This is a genomic window from Nocardioides sp. Z30_9 (assembly GCF_058215735.1).
Window position 1 is genome coordinate 1179743 of sequence record NZ_JBZAJF010000002.1, and the last position, 16677, is coordinate 1196419.

The window sequence follows — 16677 nt, forward strand, 5'->3', positions numbered from 1 at the left end:
GGGTTGGTGGTCCCGCCGGTCGCCGGTGGGACCACCACTTCCCTGTGTCCCCACGCAGGGCAGCGGAATCTTCACTGGATCCCCAGTGAAACGGTCACCACCGCAGGAGCGCCACGATGTTCGAAGCCGTCTCGCAGCTCGCAGCAGAGCATGCCGAGCTGGAGCTGAAGCTGGGTGATCCCGCGGTCCACTCCGACCAGTCGCTCGCGCGACGGCTCGGTCAGCGGTACGCCGAGCTCAGCGCGGTGCTGCGTGCCCACGCCGACTGGATCCAGCTCGGTGAGGACCTCGAGGCGGCCCGTGAGCTGGCCGGGGACCCCGAGTTCGCCGCGGAGGCCGAGGAGCTCGCCGTGGCGCGGGTCCGGGCCGAGGAGCGGCTGCGCCACCTGTTGATCCCGCGCGAGCCCTCCGACGGCAAGGACGTCCTGCTCGAGATCAAGTCCGGGGAGGGCGGCGAGGAGTCCGCTCTGTTCGCCGGCGACCTGCTGCGGATGTACAGCCGCTACGCCGAGCGCCATGGGTGGTCGACCGAGATCCTGGACGCCACCGAGTCCGACCTCGGCGGCTACAAGTCCGTGACGGTCGCCGTCAAGGCCAAGGGCACCCCCGAGCCGGGGGAGGCGCCGTACGCCCTGCTGAAGTTCGAGGGCGGGGTGCACCGGGTCCAGCGGGTGCCGGTGACCGAGAGTCAGGGACGCGTGCACACCAGTGCAGCCGGGGTCCTCGTGATGCCGGAGGCCGAGCAGGTCGAGGTGCAGATCGACGACAAGGACCTGCGCATCGACGTCTACCGCTCCAGCGGGCCGGGCGGGCAGAGCGTGAACACCACCGACTCCGCCGTCCGGATCACGCACGTGCCGACCGGGATCGTCGCCAGCTGCCAGAACGAGAAGTCCCAGCTGCAGAACCGTGAGCAGGCGATGCGCATCCTGCGGGCCCGGATCCTGGCCGTCGCCGAGGAGGAGGCCAACGCCGAGGCCAGCGACGCCCGCCGCTCCCAGGTGCGCACCGTGGACCGCTCAGAGCGGATCCGCACCTACAACTACGCGGAGAACCGGATCTCCGACCACCGCACCGGTTACAAGTCCTACGACCTCGACCGCGTCCTCGACGGTGACCTGGAGGCGGTGATCGGGTCCTGCGTGGATGCCGACATGGCCTCCCGGCTCGAGGCCCTGGGCGAGTGAGCGCACCGACCTGCCGGCCCCGCGACCTGCTGCGCGAGGCCTCGCGCCGGCTCGCCGAGGCCGGGGTCGCCAGTCCCGAGCACGACGCCGCCGAGCTGCTCGCGCACGTCCTGGGCACCACCCGGAGCCGGCTGGCGCTGCTTGACTCGGTCGCCCCCGAGGACCAGGCGAGCTTCGAGGAGCTGCTCGCCCGTCGCGCCGACCGGGAGCCGCTGCAGCACCTCACCGGGACGGCCGCGTTCCGTCACGTCGAGCTCCAGGTCGGTCCAGGGGTCTTCGTCCCGCGCCCGGAGACCGAGCTGCTCGCCGGCTGGGCCATCGACCGGGCTCGCGAGGCCGGCGAGGAGCCCGTCGTGGTCGACCTGTGCTGCGGCTCCGGGGCGATCGCCCTGAGCATCCACGACGAGCTGCCCAAGGCACAGGTCCACGCCGTCGAGCTCGACCCCGGTGCGCACGCATGGGCGATGCGGAACCTCGCCTCGACCGGCGTCGACCTGCGGCTCGGGGACATGTCCGAGGCGTTCGCCGACCTCGACGGGACCGTGGACGTGGTGGCCTGCAACCCTCCCTACATCCCCCTCGAGGCCTGGTCGAGCGTGGCCCCGGAGGCCCGCGACCACGACCCCGCACTGGCGCTGTGGTCGGGCGACGACGGGCTCGACGCCATGCGCGTCCTCGAAGCGACGGCCCGGCGGCTCCTGCGCCCGGGTGGCTGGGTGGGGGCCGAGCACGCGGACGTGCAGGGCGAGTCCGCAGCCGGCGTGTTCCTCGACGGCGGCTGCTGGACCGAGGTCCGCGACCACCGCGACCTGGCAGGTCGTGCGCGCTACGTCACGGCTCGGCTGGCACGATGACCCCGTGGACACGGTGACGAGGAGGGTGCAGTGAGCACGCGCTACGACCTCGCTGACCCAGAAGAGCGGGAGACCGGGCTGGCCGCGGCTGTGGCCGCCGTACGCCGGGGCCTGCTGGTGGTCCTGCCGACCGACACCGTCTACGGCGTCGGCGTCGACGCCTTCGACGCCGAGGGTGTGCAACGCCTCCTCGACGCCAAGGGCCGAGGACGCGACATGCCGCCGCCGGTGCTGATCTCCGCCACGACCACCCTGGAGGCGCTCACCACCGAGCTGCCCGGGTGGGCCACCGGCCTGATCGAGCGCTACTGGCCGGGCCCGCTCACGATCGTGTGCCGTCAGCAGCCGTCGCTGAGGTGGGACCTCGGTGAGGCGCGGGGGACCGTCGCCGTACGGATGCCCGACGACCCGGCGGCCCTCGAGCTGCTCGCCCGCACCGGACCGCTGGCGGTCTCCTCGGCCAACGTGACCGGCCAGCCGGCGGCGCTCGACGCCGACGAGGCCGAGGCGATGCTGGGGGAGTCCGTGGAGGTGATCCTGGACGGCGGCACCAGCGCCGGGACCGTGGGGTCGACCATCGTCGACTGCACCGGGACGGCACCCAGGATCCTGCGCGAGGGCGCGATCACTGCCGCCGAGCTGGCACCGGTCCTCCAGGAGCTGGGCACCCTGCTGGAGCTGGGCGGACCGGAGCCGGAGGCTGGCCCGGGCCGTGCGTGAGTACCTCCTCGTCTTCCTCGTGGCCGGCGTGGTCAGCTATCTGCTCTGCGTCTTCGCCCGCGAGCTGGCGGTCAGGTCCGGCGCCGTGGCGCGGGTGCGCGACCGGGACGTGCACGCGACGCCGATCCCCTACTTCGGCGGGGTCGCCATGCTCGGGGGTCTCGGCGCCGGGCTGCTGGTCGCCCGGCACCTCCCGTTCCTGAGCACCTCCCAGCCGACGGTCTTCCACGACTCCGGCATCGTGCTGATCGCCGGAGCGATCATCTGCGCCGTGGGTGTCATCGACGACCTGATCGAGCTGGACGCCCTCACCAAGCTCGGCGGCCAGCTGCTCGCCGCGGGCTTCATGGTGCTCAACGACGTGCAGATGTACTCCCTGAACCTCCCCGGTGTCGGCCAGTTCGTGCTCGACCCCACCCAGGGCGTGCTGCTGACGATGCTGCTCGTGGTCAGCACGGTGAACGCGGTGAACTTCGTCGACGGCCTGGACGGGCTCGCCGGGGGAGTGGTGCTGATCGGCGCGATCGCGTTCTTCCTGTTCTCCTACAAGCTCGCCGATGCCAACGGGGAGACCCTGGCGATCACCGCCGCGATGCTGTGCGCCGCGATGGGCGGGGCCTGCGCGGGCTTCCTGCCGCACAACTTCTTCCCCGCCCGGATCTTCATGGGCGACTCCGGCTCGATGCTGCTGGGCCTGGTGCTCTCGGGGTCTGCGCTCACCCTCACCGGCCAGTTCGCCAGCGTCTCGGTCGAGCAGGGCGGCGGCGACGGCTGGTTCGTGATGCTGCTGCCGATCCTGCTCCCGATCTCGATCCTGATCGTCCCGCTGGCCGACCTGGTGCTGGCGGTGGTGCGTCGTACCCGCCGGGGGCAGGCGTTCTACCAGCCCGACAAGGAGCACCTGCACCACCGGCTCCTGGAGATCGGCCACAGCCAGCGCCGAGCGGTGCTGATCATGTACCTGTGGGCCGGCCTGATCGCCTTCGGGGGAGTGCTGGTCAGCCTGTACTCCGGGGCCCTGACGTGGGCGCTGCTGGCCGCGGTCACGTTCGCCACCGTGGCTCTCACCTTCATCCTGCCGCGCGTCCAGCGCCCGGGACCGGCGTCGATTTCCTGATGTACCAGACTTTGTGCTAATTTTCACAAGCACCGCCACCCGCCCGATGACAACGCCTCCGAGCGAGGTTAGGGTCACCAGACGACGACGATGAGGCCGCCAATGACGACGACCGCCCGCCCCGCCACGGGGCTGCTGCGACGAGGGACCCCCCAGGTCCTCGTGGTCGCGGGGCTGTGCGTCCTGGTCGCGGGGGCCGTGGTCACCGTGCTCGGCGGCATCTCCGCGGGCTCCCCGGGAGCGATGGGTGCCCTGGTGGGCGGCTCGATCGCACTGTGCCTGTTCATGGCCGGCTCGCTCGTGGTGGAGACCGCGACCCGGATGGCGCCCCAGACCGCGCTGGTGGTCGCGATGACGACCTACGCGCTCCAGGTGGCGCTGGTCGCCGCCGTGTTCGCGGTGCTCAAGTCCTCCGGTGCCCTGGGCACCACCCTTGCTGCCGGCTGGCTGGCCACGGGAGTCATCGTGGCCACCGTGACGTGGCAGGTCGCGCAGCTCGCTGCCTCGGCCAGGGCACGCGTCCCGGCGTACGACGTCGAGCTCCCGGAGTCGCTGCCCGAGCGGCGAGAGGTGGGTGCCCCGTGACCAGTCGCGACTGCTACGCTCCCACCGCAATGGCTCACCAAGATCCGGGGCGCAAGGAATTCCGAACGGGCGACCCCTGGGTGGCCTTCAGCTATCTGGTGGCCGGAGTGGGGTTCTACGGAATCCTCGGCTGGCTGGCAGACCGGTGGCTCGGGACCTCGTTCCTGGTGGCCGTCGGGATCCTGCTGGGTGCCTGCCTCGGGATCTTCATGACCTGGCGGCGGTTCAACATCGAGCCCGACCCGACCAAGACACAAGCTTCGACGAAGACCGTCACGACACAGGAGTTGCAGTGAGCCTCACCCCGTTGCTCCTCGCCCCGAGCGAGGGCTTCACCCCGCCTGGTCCGGGCGACTTCAACCTGCCCCCCGTCGGGCCCGACCACACGTTCACGTTCCTCGGTCAGGAGATGTACCTCGGCGTCACCAAGCCGATGCTGATGCTCGTCCTGAGCGTCGTGCTGATCGTGGTGTTCTTCCGGGCCGCCGGTGCGAAGCGCGCCATGGTCCCCGGGAAGATGCAGTACGTCGGCGAGCTCGGCTACGGCTTCGTGCGCAACTCGCTCGGCCGCGACATCATCGGCAGCAAAGACTTCATGCGGTTCGTGCCGTTCCTGTTCGCGCTGTTCTTCTTCGTGCTGGTGAACAACCTGTTCGCGACGATCCCGTTCATCCAGTTCCCCACGTTCTCGCGCGCCGGCCTGGTCTACGGACTGGTGCTGATCAGCTGGCTGGTCTACAACATCGCCGGCATCAAGGCGCAGGGCGGCGTCTTCGCCTACCTCAAGCACCAGACCGTGCCGCCCGGAGTCACGGGGCCGATGCTGGCGCTGCTGATCCCGCTGGAGTTCTTCTCCAACATCCTGGTCCGCCCGCTCACGCTGGCGCTGCGACTCTTCGCCAACATGCTGGCCGGCCACATCCTGCTGATCCTCTTCGCCCTCGGTGGTGAGTACCTGCTGATCCACGGCGAGGGCCTCGTCAAGCCGGTCGGCATCGTGGCCTGGCTGATGTTCATCGCGATCGCGTTCCTCGAGCTGCTGGTCCAGGCGCTCCAGGCCTACGTGTTCACCCTGCTCAGTGCGCTCTACATCTCCGGCGCCATCGCCGAGGAGCACTGAGCCAGCCTTCGGGCCCCACACTTCCCGGCCCACGCCGGGAGTCGCAGCACACAACCGAATACCACGAACCAGTTGAACCAATCGAAAGGAACTAGCCGTGCTTCCTATGGCTATCGAGGGCGGAAACCTCAACATGATCGGCTACGGCCTGGCCGCCATCGGCCCAGGTATCGGCGTCGGTCTGATCTTCGCCGCCTACATCAACGGCGTCGCCCGCCAGCCTGAGGCACAGGGTCGTCTCCAGACGATCGCGTTCCTGGGCTTCGCGCTTGCCGAGGCGCTCGCGATCATCGGTATCGCCCTCGCGTTCGTGCTCTGACCGAAGACCCCTGACGAAGGACCGAGCACATGTATGTGACCCCGCTGGCGGGAGAGCTGAACCCGCTGATCCCGCACCCGATCGAGATCGTCTTGTCGATCGTGGTGTTCGGCATCCTCTACTTCCTCGCAAAGAAGTACGTGCTGCCCAACTTCGAGAAGACGTTCGCCGAGCGCACGTCTGCCATCGAGGGCGGGATCAAGGCCGCCGAGACCAAGCAGGCCGAGGCCGACGCCAAGCTCGCCGAGCTCGAGCAGCGGCTCTCCGACGCCCGTCACGAGGCCTCGCGGATCCGCGAGGAGGCGCGCGAGCAGGGTGCGCGGATCGTCTCCGAGATGCGTGAGCAGGCTCAAGAGGAGTCCTCGCGCATCGTGGAGAACGGCAAGTCCCAGATCGAGTCGGAGCGCCAGCAGGCGATCGCCTCGCTGCGGGCCGAGGTCGGCACCCTGGCCACGTCACTGGCAGGTCGCATCGTCGGGGAGAGCCTCGAGGACGACGAGCGTGCCGGACGCGTGGTCGACCGGTTCCTCGCGGACCTCGAGCTGCACAACGAGGCGAGCGACGCCGGCTCGAGCGCCACCGGAGCCAGCTGATGGCGAACTCCTCCGACCTGCGGGGCCCGTCGGCCGACGCGCTGGTCGCCCTGGGCGACCGGCTCGAGGGCGTCGGCGAGTCCGACGCCGCGCAGCTCGGTGAGGACCTGTTCGGCATCAGCACGATGCTGCGCGCCGAGCCGGGCCTGCGCCGGGTGCTCACCGACGCCGCGACGGACAAGTCCGCGAAGTCGGGACTGGTTCGCCAGATCCTCGACGGCAAGGTGTCCGGAGCAGCGCTCGACATGGTCGCGGACGCGGTGGAGCGTCGCTGGGCCCGGCCCCGCGACCTCGCCGACGCCTTCGACCACCTCGGTGTGATCGCGGTCGTGAAGTCGGCCGGGGACGACGACGGCCGGCTCTCCGACGAGCTGTTCTCCGTCCTGAACCTGATCAACGAGCAGGCCGACCTGCGTACCGCCCTCTCGGACCCGGCCCGCTCGGTCGAGGACAAGCGGACGCTGCTGCGCAACATCCTCGGCGGCAAGACCCTCGACGCCACGCTGCGCCTCGCGGAGCAGGCGTTGTCGGGCAGTCACCGCAGCGTGACCGTCGCCATCGAGGACTACCAGAAGATCGCGGCCGAGGCTCACGGCCAGCGCGTCGCCGAGGTCCGCGTGGCCCAGGAGATGACCGAGGCGGAGTACCAGCGCCTCGCAGCCGCCCTGAGCAACCAGTACGGCCGCACCGTGCACCTCAACGTCGTGGTCGACCCGGGCATCATGGGTGGCATGCGCGTCGAGATCGGTGACGATGTCATCGACGGCACCGTCTCTGGCAGGCTCGACGACGCTCGCCGCAGGCTTGCGGGCTGAGCCACCGGTTGACCAGCACCACCGCAGAACTTCAGATCACCGCTTTGACGCACCAGAGAGTAGGGACAAGGAAATGACGGAGCTTTCGATCCGTCCGGAGGAGATCCGGGACGCGCTGCAGCGCTTCGTGTCCGATTACCAGCCGGAGGCATCCAGCAAGGAAGAGGTCGGCACCGTCGCGGAGGCCGGCGACGGCATCGCCCGCGTGTCCGGTCTGCCGTCGGCGATGGCCAACGAGCTCCTCGAGTTCGAGGACGGCACGCTCGGCATCGCCCTGAACCTCGACACCCGCGAGATCGGTGTCGTCGTCCTCGGTGACTTCTCCGGCATCGAGGAGGGCCAGAAGGTGCGCCGTACCGGCGAGATCCTCTCGGTCCCCGTCGGTGACGGGTTCATGGGCCGCGTCGTCGACCCGCTCGGCATCCCGATCGACGGCCTGGGCGACATCGAGAGCGACACCCGTCGTGCGCTCGAGCTCCAGGCCCCCGGCGTGATGGCCCGCAAGTCGGTCCACGAGCCCCTCGCCACCGGCATCAAGGCGATCGACGCGCTCACCCCGATCGGCCGCGGCCAGCGCCAGCTGATCATCGGCGACCGCTCGACCGGCAAGACGACGATCGCGATCGACACGATCATCAACCAGAAGCAGAACTGGGACTCCGGTGACCCGGACAAGCAGGTGCGCTGCATCTACGTCGCGATCGGCCAGAAGGGCTCGACCATCGCCTCCGTGCGTGGCGCCCTCGAGGAGTCCGGCGCGCTGGAGTACACCACCATCGTCGCCGCACCGGCCTCCGACAGCGCCGGGTTCAAGTACCTCGCGCCGTACACCGGCTCGGCCATCGGCCAGCACTGGATGTACGACGGCAAGCACGTCCTGATCGTCTTCGACGACCTGAGCAAGCAGGCCGACGCCTACCGCGCCGTCTCGCTGCTGCTGCGCCGCCCGCCGGGCCGCGAGGCGTTCCCCGGTGACGTGTTCTACCTGCACAGCCGGCTGCTCGAGCGTTGCGCGAAGCTCTCCGACGACCTGGGCCACGGCTCGATGACCGGTCTGCCGATCGTGGAGACCAAGGCCAACGACGTCTCGGCGTTCATCCCGACCAACGTCATCTCCATCACCGACGGTCAGATCTTCCTTCAGTCCGACCTGTTCGCGGCCAACCAGCGCCCGGCCATCGACGTCGGTGTGTCCGTCTCCCGTGTGGGTGGCGCCGCGATGACCAAGGCGATGAAGTCGGTCACCGGTTCGCTCAAGGTCGACCTGGCGCAGTTCCGCGCCATGGAGGCGTTCGCGATGTTCGCCTCCGACCTCGACGCCGCCTCGCGCCAGCAGCTGGACCGCGGGCAGCGCCTGATGGCCCTGCTCAAGCAGCCGCAGTACTCGCCGTACCCGCTCGAGAACATGACGGTCTCGCTGTGGCTCGGTACGTCGGGACGCCTGGACCGGGTCCCGACCGAGGACGTGCTCCGCTTCGAGCAGGAGTTCATCGACTTCCTGCACCGCTCGCACGAGGGCATCCTGGACGGCATCCGCGAGAGCCAGAAGTTCGAGGACGAGGACGGCGTCGCGAGCGCCTACGACGACTTCCTCGACCAGTTCGAGACCTCCGAGGGCAACTCGATCAAGCCCGGCACCGAGGCCAAGGCCGAGGCGCTCGAGGACGAGGACGTCGAGCAGGAGCAGATCGTCAAGCAGAAGCGAGGGTGACCCCACATGGCACTGTCGCTGCGTGAGTACCGCGCGCGGATCAAGTCGACCGAGTCGATGAAGAAGATCACGCGCGCCATGGAGCTCATCGCTGCGTCCCGGATCATCAAGGCGCAGCAGCGGGCACAGGCGGCTTCGCCGTACGCCCGTGAGCTGACCCGTGCCGTCTCCGCTGTCGCGACCTTCTCCAACGTCGAGCACCCGCTGACCACGGAGCCGGAGGACCCCAAGCGGGCCGCCGTGCTCATCGTGACCAGCGACCGGGGTCTCGCCGGGGCGTACTCCTCGAGCGTGCTCAAGGAGGCCGAGCGCCTTGCGGAGAAGCTCCGCGAGGAGGGCAAGGAGATCGAGACCTACATCTGCGGCCGCAAGGGCGAGGGCTACTACAAGTTCCGCGACCGCCCCGTGGTCAAGACGTGGACCGGGTCCTCCGACCAGCCCACCTACGACATCGCGCGTGAGGTGGGGGAGACGCTGATCTCCGCGTTCCTGCGCGACAGCGACGAGGAGCCGGGCGAGGACGACAAGGGCGGGCGCGGCGTCGACGAGGTGCACGTGGTCTACACGCGCTTCAAGTCGATGCTCACCCAGGAGCCGACCGCCGTTCGGCTGCTGCCGCTCGAGGTCGTCGAGGGCGAGGAGAAGCCCGAAGAGGCCGACGTGCTGCCGCTCTACGAGTTCGAGCCGTCCGCGGCCGAGGTGCTCGACGGGTTGCTGCCGCGCTACGTCCAGAGCCGGATCTTCTTCGCGATGCTCCAGGCCGCGGCCTCCGAGCTCGCCGCTCGCCAGCGGGCGATGAAGTCCGCCACGGACAACGCGGACGAGCTGATCAAGAAGTACACCCGAATTGCCAACCAGGCCCGCCAGGCCGGCATTACCCAGGAAATCAGCGAGATCGTCGGTGGCGTCAACGCGCTGGCCGACGCCAACGCCGGGAATGAGTGAGAGACATGACTGCCACTGTTGAAGAGACCAAGAACGACCAGGACTCGGCCGGGGGGATCGGCCGGATCGCGCGTGTGACCGGCCCCGTGGTGGACGTCGAGTTCCCGAGCGACTCCATCCCCGAGATCTACAACAAGCTCGAGGTCGAGTTCGAGCTGCAGGGCGAGCAGCGCATCCTCTCCCTCGAGGTGGCCCTGCACATCGGTGACGGCATGGTCCGCGCCGTCTCGCTGCAGCCGACCGACGGCCTCGTCCGCGGCGCCCAGGTGCGCGACACCGGTGGCCCCATCACGGTGCCCGTCGGCGACGTCACCCTCGGCAAGGTGTTCAACACCCTCGGCGAGTGCCTCAACCTCGAGGAGGGCGAGACGCTCGACGTCAAGGAGCGCTGGGGGATCCACCGCAAGGCCCCCTCCTTCGACAAGCTCGAGTCCAAGACCCAGATGTTCGAGACCGGCATCAAGGTCATCGACCTGCTCACGCCGTACGTGCTCGGCGGCAAGATCGGCCTCTTCGGTGGTGCCGGCGTCGGCAAGACCGTGCTGATCCAGGAGATGATCGCCCGAGTCGCCAAGGACCACGGTGGTGTGTCGGTGTTCGCCGGTGTCGGCGAGCGCACCCGTGAGGGCAACGACCTCATCGTCGAGATGGAAGAGGCCGGCGTCATCGGCCAGACCGCCCTCGTCTTCGGCCAGATGGACGAGCCGCCGGGCACCCGCCTGCGGGTCGCGCTGTCCGCGCTGACGATGGCGGAGTACTTCCGCGACGTGCAGAACCAGGACGTGCTGCTCTTCATCGACAACATCTTCCGGTTCACCCAGGCCGGTTCCGAGGTCTCCACGCTGCTCGGCCGGATGCCTTCCGCGGTGGGCTACCAGCCCAACCTCGCCGACGAGATGGGCGTGCTCCAGGAGCGGATCACCTCGACGCGTGGTCACTCGATCACCTCGATGCAGGCGATCTACGTGCCCGCCGACGACTACACCGACCCGGCCCCGGCCACGACGTTCGCGCACCTCGACGCGACCACCGAGCTCTCACGTGAGATCGCATCGCTGGGTATCTACCCGGCGGTGGACCCGCTGACCTCGACGTCGCGGATCCTCGACGCGCAGTACATCGGCCAGGAGCACTACGACTGCGCCATCCGGATCAAGCAGATCCTGCAGCGCAACAAGGAGCTCCAGGACATCATCGCGATCCTCGGTGTCGACGAGCTCTCCGAAGAGGACAAGATCATCGTGTCCCGGGCCCGCCGCATCCAGCGGTTCCTGTCGCAGAACACCTACGTCGCCAAGCAGTTCACCGGCATCGAGGGCTCCACGGTTCCCGTGGCCGACACCATCGAGGCGTTCAACAAGATTGCCGACGGTGAGTACGACCACGTGGCCGAGCAGGCGTTCTTCATGTGCGGTGGCCTCGACGACGTCGAGAAGCGCTGGGCGGAGATCCAGAAGCAGACCGGCGGGGACTCCAAGTGAGCGACGACGCTCTCCGGGTCGAGCTGGTCGCTGCCGACCGGCTCGTGTGGTCGGGCGAGGCCAAGATGGTCGTCGCCCGCACCACGGAGGGCGACGTCGGCATCCTGCCGAACCACGCGCCGATGCTCTCGCTGATGGTGGACGGCGTCGTCGACGTCCAGACCACCGACGGGGAGACCTGGATCGCGGCCGTGGACGCCGGGTTCCTCTCGGTCGCGCACAACCGGGTCTCGGTGCTCGCCGAGCACGCGGAGATGGCGCACGAGATCGACCTCGAGAAGGCTCGCCGCGACCTCGAGAGCGCGCGCGAGCACGGCGAGATGGATGACGACGCCCTGGCCGCCGTACGCCGGCACGAGGCGCGTGTGCGCGCCGCGGAGACGGCTTCCTAGCAACACGGCGCCGGCTGCCGAGAAGCCGGAACTGACCATGAGGGCCGTCCCGAAAACGGGGCGGCCCTCGGTCCATTTCGGGCATCTCCTAGGCTGGCCCTTCACGCATCGAAGACGCCGGAAAGAGGATCGATGCCGCTCTGGCAATGGCTGTTGGACTCAGCTGGTGCCGTGCTGCTCCTGCTCGCCCTGTTCGGCCTCGCCCTGGTGCTGCGGCGGCGGTTCCTCTCGCGCCACGGCGGCACCTTCGAGCTCAGCGTCCGCGACACCAGCCAGCCCGAGGGACGCGGGTGGGTCCTGGGCATGGGGCGCTACCGCGAGGACTCCCTGGACTGGTACCGGATCTTCTCCCCGCTGCCCAGGCCGAAGCGCTCCTGGCGCCGCAACGACCTCACGTTCGTCTCCCAGCGCCAGCCCCGTGGCCAGGAGCGGTCCGCGCTGTACGCCGGCCACGTGGTCGTGGTCTGCGCGACCCCGCACGGCGACGTCGAGTTCGCGATGAGCCCGAGCTCGCTGACCGGCCTCACCTCCTGGCTCGAGGCCGGCCCCCCGGGATCCCGCCCCTCCCGCTAGCTCGCCGACCGGGCAGTTACGTCTCGCCGTAGCGCGCGGAGCGGGCAATTGCGTGCCGTCGTACGGCGTCGACCGGGCAACTGCGTGCCGTCGTAGACACGGAGTCGGCGTCAAGGCCGGACGTTTCTGCCCCCTCGGCGAGCCGCGGCGGCACGTTTCTGCCCGCTCGGCGAGCTGTGGCGGCACGTTTCTGCCCGGTCGGCGGGGTTTGGGGGGCGGGGGCTAGGGGGTGGGGGTGCCGCGTTCGCCGCCGGGGACCCAGAGGACGTCGCCGAGGTCGCGGTTGGCGTGGCGGGCGAGGATGAACAGCAGGTCGGAGAGGCGGTTGAGGTACTTGATCGCGAGCACGTTCATCGAGTCGGCGTACTGCTCGTGGGCGGCCCAGGCGGAGCGCTCTGCACGCCGGCACACGGTGCGGGCGACGTGCAGGTTGGCGGCCGCGACGGTGCCCCCGTTGAGGATGAACGAGCGCAGGTTGGGCAGCTGCTCGTTGTAGTGGTCGCACCATGCCTCGAGGCGGTCCACGTAGTCGGCCTCGATCCGCAGCGGGGGGTACTCCGGGTCCGGAACCACCGGCGTGCAGAAGTCCGCACCGACGTCGAACAGGTCGTTCTGGATGTGCGTGAGCACGGCCACCACGTCCTCGTCGATGCCGCCGGTGGCCAGCGCGAGGCCCAGGTGGGCGTTGGTCTCGTCCACGTCGGCGTACGCCTGGAGACGGAGATCGGTCTTCGTGGTCTCGCTCATGTCGCCCAGCCGAGTGCTGCCGCCGTCGCCGGTGCGCGTGTAGATGCGAGTCAGGTTCACCATGCGCCCACCCTAGAAGCCCTCACTACAGTTGCGCGCATGGGCAGCATCCGCGTGGTCTCGCAGGGTCCGCTCACCCGACCGTTGTCCGGGACCGTCCACGTCGGTGGAGCCAAGAACTCCGCGCTGAAGCTGATGGCGGCCGCACTGCTGGCGCCCGGCCGCTCGGTGATCCACAACGTGCCGGACATCCTGGACGTGACCGTGATGGGACAGCTGCTCCAGCGGCTCGGCTGCGCGGTCGAGATCCGCCACCCGGCCGCCGTGGACGCGGCGTCTGGCTCCTCCGCCGGGCAGGTCACGATCGAGGTCCCCGAGGAGCTGGAGCACGAGGCCCCCTACGAGCTCGTACGCCGCCTCCGGGCCTCGATCTCCGTCCTGGGCCCGCTGGTCGCCCGGTGCCGCCGTGCGAGCGTGACGCTGCCCGGCGGGGACGCGATCGGCTCGCGCGGGCTCGACATGCACATCCGCGGGCTCGAGGAGCTGGGCGCGGTCGTGCGCATCGAGCACGGGCAGGTCGTCGCCGAGGTCCCCGACGGGCTCAGCGGCGCGCGGCTGTGGCTCGACTTCCCCTCGGTCGGCGCGACGGAGAACCTCGTGATGGCGGCGGTGCTGGCCTCCGGCACCACCACGATCGACAACGCCGCGCGGGAGCCGGAGATCGTGGACCTGTGCACGATGCTGGTCTCGATGGGCGCCGTCATCGAGGGCGTGTCCACCTCGACGCTGGTGATCCACGGGGTGGACCGGCTGCACCCGGTGGAGCACACCACGGTCACCGACCGCATCGTGACCGGGACGTGGGTCTTCGCCACCGCGATCGCGGGAGGCGACCTGCACATCGCGGGCGGAGTCACCGACCACCTCGGGATCGTGCTCGACAAGGTGGCTGCCTGCGGCGCGCAGATCGACACCACCGAGACCGGGTTCTCGGTGCACGTCCACGACCGGCTGGCGTCCTTCGACGTCGCCACGCTGCCCTACCCCGGGTTCCCCACCGACCTGCAGCCGTTCGCGATGGCGCTCGCCGCGGTGTCCTCGGGGACCGCGATGATCACCGAGAACGTCTTCGAGGCCCGGTTCATGTTCACCCAGGAGCTGGCCCGGCTCGGCGCCGACGTCCGCACCGACGGTCACCACGCGGTGGTCAGGGGAGTGCCGCTGCTCTCGGGTGCACCGGTGGTGGCCCACGACATCCGTGCGGGCGCCGCGCTGGTGCTGGGCGGGATGGCCGCCGAGGGCACCACGCTGGTCGCGGAGGCGCAGCACATCGACCGCGGGTACCCCTGGTTCGCGGAGACGCTGACCGCTGTGGGGGCCGACGTCACCCGGCTGCCGGACTAGCCCGTCGGCGCGCGCCGCGCCCGCGGTGTGACCGATGCCGCAAGGTGAGACAGTCCACACGGCGTGCCCCGGCGGCACCTGCGGGCCTACCCTCACCCCATGACCGCCAACGCCAGGCCAGAGAAGGACCGCCCCTGGGTGATGCGCACCTACGCGGGTCACTCCTCGGCCGTCGAGTCGAACAAGCTCTACCGGATGAACCTGGCGAAGGGGCAGACCGGGCTCTCGGTCGCCTTCGACCTCCCGACGCAGACCGGCTACGACCCGGACTCGCCGCTCTCGCGCGGAGAGGTGGGCAAGGTCGGGGTCCCGATCCCGCACCTCGGTGAGATGCGCCGCCTGTTCGCAGACATCCCGCTGACCGGCATGAACACCTCGATGACGATCAACGCCACCGCGATGTGGCTGCTCGCGCTCTACCAGGTGGTGGCCGAGGAGCAGAACCCCGACATGGAGCCGCTCGAGGTGGCCCACCAGCTCGCGGGCACCACCCAGAACGACATCATCAAGGAGTACCTCTCCCGCGGGACCTACGTGTTCCCGCCCGAGCACTCCCTGCGGCTGATCTCCGACGTGATCTCCTACACCGTCAAAGAGATCCCCAAGTGGAACCCGATCAACATCTGCAGCTACCACCTGCAGGAGGCCGGGGCGACGCCCACCCAGGAGCTCGCCTACGCGCTGTGCACCGCGATCGCCGTGCTCGACACCGTGAGGGACTCCGGGCAGGTCTCCGAGGAGGACTTCGAGAAGACGGTGGGGAGGATCTCGTTCTTCGTCAACGCGGGGGTCCGCTTCGTCGAGGAGACCTGCAAGATGCGCGCCTTCGTGCAGCTGTGGGACGAGATCACCCGCGAGCGCTACGGCGTCCAGGACGAGAAGATGCGCCGCTTCCGCTACGGCGTGCAGGTGAACTCGCTCGGGCTCACCGAGGCCCAGCCGGAGAACAACGTCCAGCGCATCGTGCTCGAGATGCTCGGCGTCACCTTGTCGAAGAACGCGCGCGCCCGCGCCGTACAGCTGCCCGCGTGGAACGAGGCCCTCGGGCTTCCCCGCCCGTGGGACCAGCAGTGGTCGCTGCGGCTGCAGCAGGTGCTGGCCTTCGAGTCCGACCTGCTGGAGTACGACGACATCTTCGAGGGCTCGAAGGTCATCGAGGCCAAGGTGGCCGAGATGGTCGAGGAGGCCCGGGCGGAGATCGACCGCGTCCAGGCACTCGGCGGCGCCATCGCGGCGGTCGAGTCCGGCTACATGAAGCAGGCGCTGGTCAGCTCGCACGCCGCCCGCCGGTCGCGGATCGAGAACGGCGAGGACGTCGTGGTCGGGGTGAACCGGTTCGAGACCACTGAGCCCTCCCCGCTGACCGCCGACCTCGACGCCGCCATCCAGGCGGCCGACCCGGAGGCAGAGCGCTCCGCGATCGCCGGCCTCGAGGCCTGGCGCGAGCAGCGCGACCAGGCCGAGGTCGACCGCGCGCTGGAGGCACTCGCTGCGGCCGCCAAGACCGACGCCAACCTGATGGAGGCCACCCTGGTCGCTGCCCGCGCGGGCGCCACCACGGGGGAGTGGGCCGCGACCCTGCGCGAGGTGTTCGGCGAGTTCCGGGCCCCGACCGGGGTCTCCGGAGCCGTCGGTGTCGCCGAGGCCGGGCAGGAGCTCACCGAGGTGCGCGAGCAGGTGCGCGCGACCGGTGAGGAGCTCGGTGGACGGCTGCGCCTGCTCGTGGGCAAGCCCGGCCTGGACGGTCACTCCAACGGCGCCGAGCAGGTCGCGGTGCGAGCGCGCGACGCCGGCTTCGAGGTCGTCTATCAGGGCATCCGGCTGACCCCGGAGCAGATCGTCGCCGCGGCCGTCGCCGAGGACGTGCACTGCGTCGGGCTCTCGATCCTGTCGGGCTCGCACATGGAGCTGGTCCCCGACGTGCTGGAGCAGATGCGCGCGGCCGGGATCGCCGACGTCCCGGTGATCGTGGGCGGCATCATCCCCACCCGTGACGCCAAGCTCCTCAAGGAGATGGGGGTCGCCGAGGTGTTCACGCCGAAGGACTTCTCCCTGACCCAGGCGATGGCGGGTATCGTGCGTGCGATCCGAGATGCGCACCAACTGGTCTAGTT

At 69.6% G+C, this 16677-nt stretch carries 18 protein-coding genes; 17 read left to right on the forward strand and 1 reads right to left on the reverse strand.

Features of this window, described 5'->3' with window-relative positions; all coding sequences use genetic code 11:
• The first annotated feature begins 116 nt into the window (after positions 1–116).
• The 15 genes from prfA to AC4BGB_RS16510 all read left to right on the forward strand — a co-directional run bounded on the left by prfA (position 117) and on the right by AC4BGB_RS16510 (position 12412).
• Complete coding sequence (prfA, locus tag AC4BGB_RS16440) at positions 117–1187, forward strand: peptide chain release factor 1 (RefSeq protein ID WP_490547962.1); 1071 nt, start codon at positions 117–119, stop codon at positions 1185–1187.
• Positions 1184–2041, forward strand: coding sequence for a peptide chain release factor N(5)-glutamine methyltransferase (prmC, locus tag AC4BGB_RS16445; protein ID WP_490547963.1), 858 nt, complete (start codon positions 1184–1186; stop codon positions 2039–2041). The genes prfA and prmC overlap by 4 nt, the downstream gene beginning before the upstream one ends.
• 30 nt (positions 2042–2071) lie before the next feature.
• Positions 2072–2761: an L-threonylcarbamoyladenylate synthase gene (locus AC4BGB_RS16450; protein WP_490547964.1), complete on the forward strand. Its 690-nt coding sequence runs from the start codon at positions 2072–2074 to the stop codon at positions 2759–2761.
• Complete coding sequence (locus AC4BGB_RS16455; protein WP_490547965.1) at positions 2754–3878, forward strand: MraY family glycosyltransferase; 1125 nt, start codon at positions 2754–2756, stop codon at positions 3876–3878. The genes AC4BGB_RS16450 and AC4BGB_RS16455 overlap by 8 nt, the downstream gene beginning before the upstream one ends.
• 102 nt (positions 3879–3980) lie before the next feature.
• Complete coding sequence (locus tag AC4BGB_RS16460; protein ID WP_490547966.1) at positions 3981–4463, forward strand: Cg1360 family ATP-synthase-associated protein; 483 nt, start codon at positions 3981–3983, stop codon at positions 4461–4463.
• Positions 4460–4759 (forward strand): AtpZ/AtpI family protein, encoded by a 300-nt coding sequence (locus AC4BGB_RS16465; RefSeq protein ID WP_490547967.1) that lies wholly within the window; start codon positions 4460–4462, stop codon positions 4757–4759. Before AC4BGB_RS16460 ends, AC4BGB_RS16465 begins: the two co-directional genes overlap by 4 nt.
• Positions 4756–5583 carry a F0F1 ATP synthase subunit A gene (gene atpB, locus AC4BGB_RS16470; RefSeq protein ID WP_490547968.1) on the forward strand — a complete coding sequence of 276 codons (828 nt, stop codon included), beginning with the start codon at positions 4756–4758 and terminating at the stop codon, positions 5581–5583. The genes AC4BGB_RS16465 and atpB overlap by 4 nt, the downstream gene beginning before the upstream one ends.
• A 106-nt stretch (positions 5584–5689) precedes the next feature.
• Complete coding sequence (atpE, locus tag AC4BGB_RS16475; protein WP_490548457.1) at positions 5690–5902, forward strand: ATP synthase F0 subunit C; 213 nt, start codon at positions 5690–5692, stop codon at positions 5900–5902.
• 35 nt (positions 5903–5937) lie between these two features.
• On the forward strand, positions 5938–6495 hold the full coding sequence (locus AC4BGB_RS16480; RefSeq protein ID WP_490548458.1) for a F0F1 ATP synthase subunit B: 558 nt from the start codon (positions 5938–5940) through the stop codon (positions 6493–6495).
• Positions 6495–7310 (forward strand): F0F1 ATP synthase subunit delta, encoded by an 816-nt coding sequence (locus AC4BGB_RS16485; protein ID WP_490547969.1) that lies wholly within the window; start codon positions 6495–6497, stop codon positions 7308–7310. The genes AC4BGB_RS16480 and AC4BGB_RS16485 overlap by 1 nt, the downstream gene beginning before the upstream one ends.
• Before the next feature lie 73 nt (positions 7311–7383).
• Positions 7384–9021, forward strand: coding sequence for a F0F1 ATP synthase subunit alpha (atpA, locus tag AC4BGB_RS16490; RefSeq protein WP_490547970.1), 1638 nt, complete (start codon positions 7384–7386; stop codon positions 9019–9021).
• A gap of 6 nt (positions 9022–9027) precedes the next feature.
• Positions 9028–9966: a F0F1 ATP synthase subunit gamma gene (locus AC4BGB_RS16495; protein ID WP_490547971.1), complete on the forward strand. Its 939-nt coding sequence runs from the start codon at positions 9028–9030 to the stop codon at positions 9964–9966.
• A 5-nt stretch (positions 9967–9971) separates the two neighbouring features.
• Positions 9972–11447, forward strand: coding sequence for a F0F1 ATP synthase subunit beta (gene atpD, locus AC4BGB_RS16500; RefSeq protein WP_490547972.1), 1476 nt, complete (start codon positions 9972–9974; stop codon positions 11445–11447).
• Positions 11444–11839, forward strand: a complete 396-nt coding sequence (locus tag AC4BGB_RS16505; RefSeq protein WP_490547973.1) for a F0F1 ATP synthase subunit epsilon — start codon at positions 11444–11446, stop codon at positions 11837–11839. The genes atpD and AC4BGB_RS16505 overlap by 4 nt, the downstream gene beginning before the upstream one ends.
• Positions 11840–11971: 132 nt before the next feature.
• On the forward strand, positions 11972–12412 hold the full coding sequence (locus AC4BGB_RS16510; protein WP_490547974.1) for a DUF2550 domain-containing protein: 441 nt from the start codon (positions 11972–11974) through the stop codon (positions 12410–12412).
• A gap of 222 nt (positions 12413–12634) precedes the next feature.
• On the opposite strand, the gene AC4BGB_RS16515 is transcribed toward AC4BGB_RS16510, so the two are convergent.
• Complete coding sequence (locus tag AC4BGB_RS16515; RefSeq protein ID WP_490547975.1) at positions 12635–13222, reverse strand: cob(I)yrinic acid a,c-diamide adenosyltransferase; 588 nt, start codon at positions 13220–13222, stop codon at positions 12635–12637.
• Positions 13223–13258: 36 nt separating this feature from the next.
• Here AC4BGB_RS16515 and murA point away from each other — a divergent pair, with 36 nt between their 5' ends.
• Both murA and AC4BGB_RS16525 read left to right on the forward strand, forming a co-directional pair.
• Positions 13259–14563 (forward strand): UDP-N-acetylglucosamine 1-carboxyvinyltransferase, encoded by a 1305-nt coding sequence (murA, locus tag AC4BGB_RS16520; protein WP_490547976.1) that lies wholly within the window; start codon positions 13259–13261, stop codon positions 14561–14563.
• A 99-nt stretch (positions 14564–14662) separates the two neighbouring features.
• A complete protein-coding gene (locus AC4BGB_RS16525) occupies positions 14663–16675 on the forward strand; it encodes a protein meaA (protein ID WP_490547977.1) in 2013 nt (670 codons plus the stop codon).
• Positions 16676–16677 lie beyond the last annotated feature (2 nt).

Coding starts and splice junctions, on each gene's coding strand:
- AC4BGB_RS16485 (WP_490547969.1), top strand. CDS start 6,495: ATGGCGAACTCCTCCGACCTGCGGGGCCCGTCGGCCGACGCGCTGGTC.
- AC4BGB_RS16460 (WP_490547966.1), top strand. CDS start 3,981: ATGACGACGACCGCCCGCCCCGCCACGGGGCTGCTGCGACGAGGGACC.
- murA (WP_490547976.1), top strand. CDS start 13,259: ATGGGCAGCATCCGCGTGGTCTCGCAGGGTCCGCTCACCCGACCGTTG.
- atpE (WP_490548457.1), top strand. CDS start 5,690: ATGGCTATCGAGGGCGGAAACCTCAACATGATCGGCTACGGCCTGGCC.
- prfA (WP_490547962.1), top strand. CDS start 117: ATGTTCGAAGCCGTCTCGCAGCTCGCAGCAGAGCATGCCGAGCTGGAG.
- atpD (WP_490547972.1), top strand. CDS start 9,972: ATGACTGCCACTGTTGAAGAGACCAAGAACGACCAGGACTCGGCCGGG.
- AC4BGB_RS16515 (WP_490547975.1), bottom strand. CDS start 13,222: ATGGTGAACCTGACTCGCATCTACACGCGCACCGGCGACGGCGGCAGC.
- AC4BGB_RS16495 (WP_490547971.1), top strand. CDS start 9,028: ATGGCACTGTCGCTGCGTGAGTACCGCGCGCGGATCAAGTCGACCGAG.
- AC4BGB_RS16525 (WP_490547977.1), top strand. CDS start 14,663: ATGACCGCCAACGCCAGGCCAGAGAAGGACCGCCCCTGGGTGATGCGC.
- AC4BGB_RS16510 (WP_490547974.1), top strand. CDS start 11,972: ATGCCGCTCTGGCAATGGCTGTTGGACTCAGCTGGTGCCGTGCTGCTC.
- atpA (WP_490547970.1), top strand. CDS start 7,384: ATGACGGAGCTTTCGATCCGTCCGGAGGAGATCCGGGACGCGCTGCAG.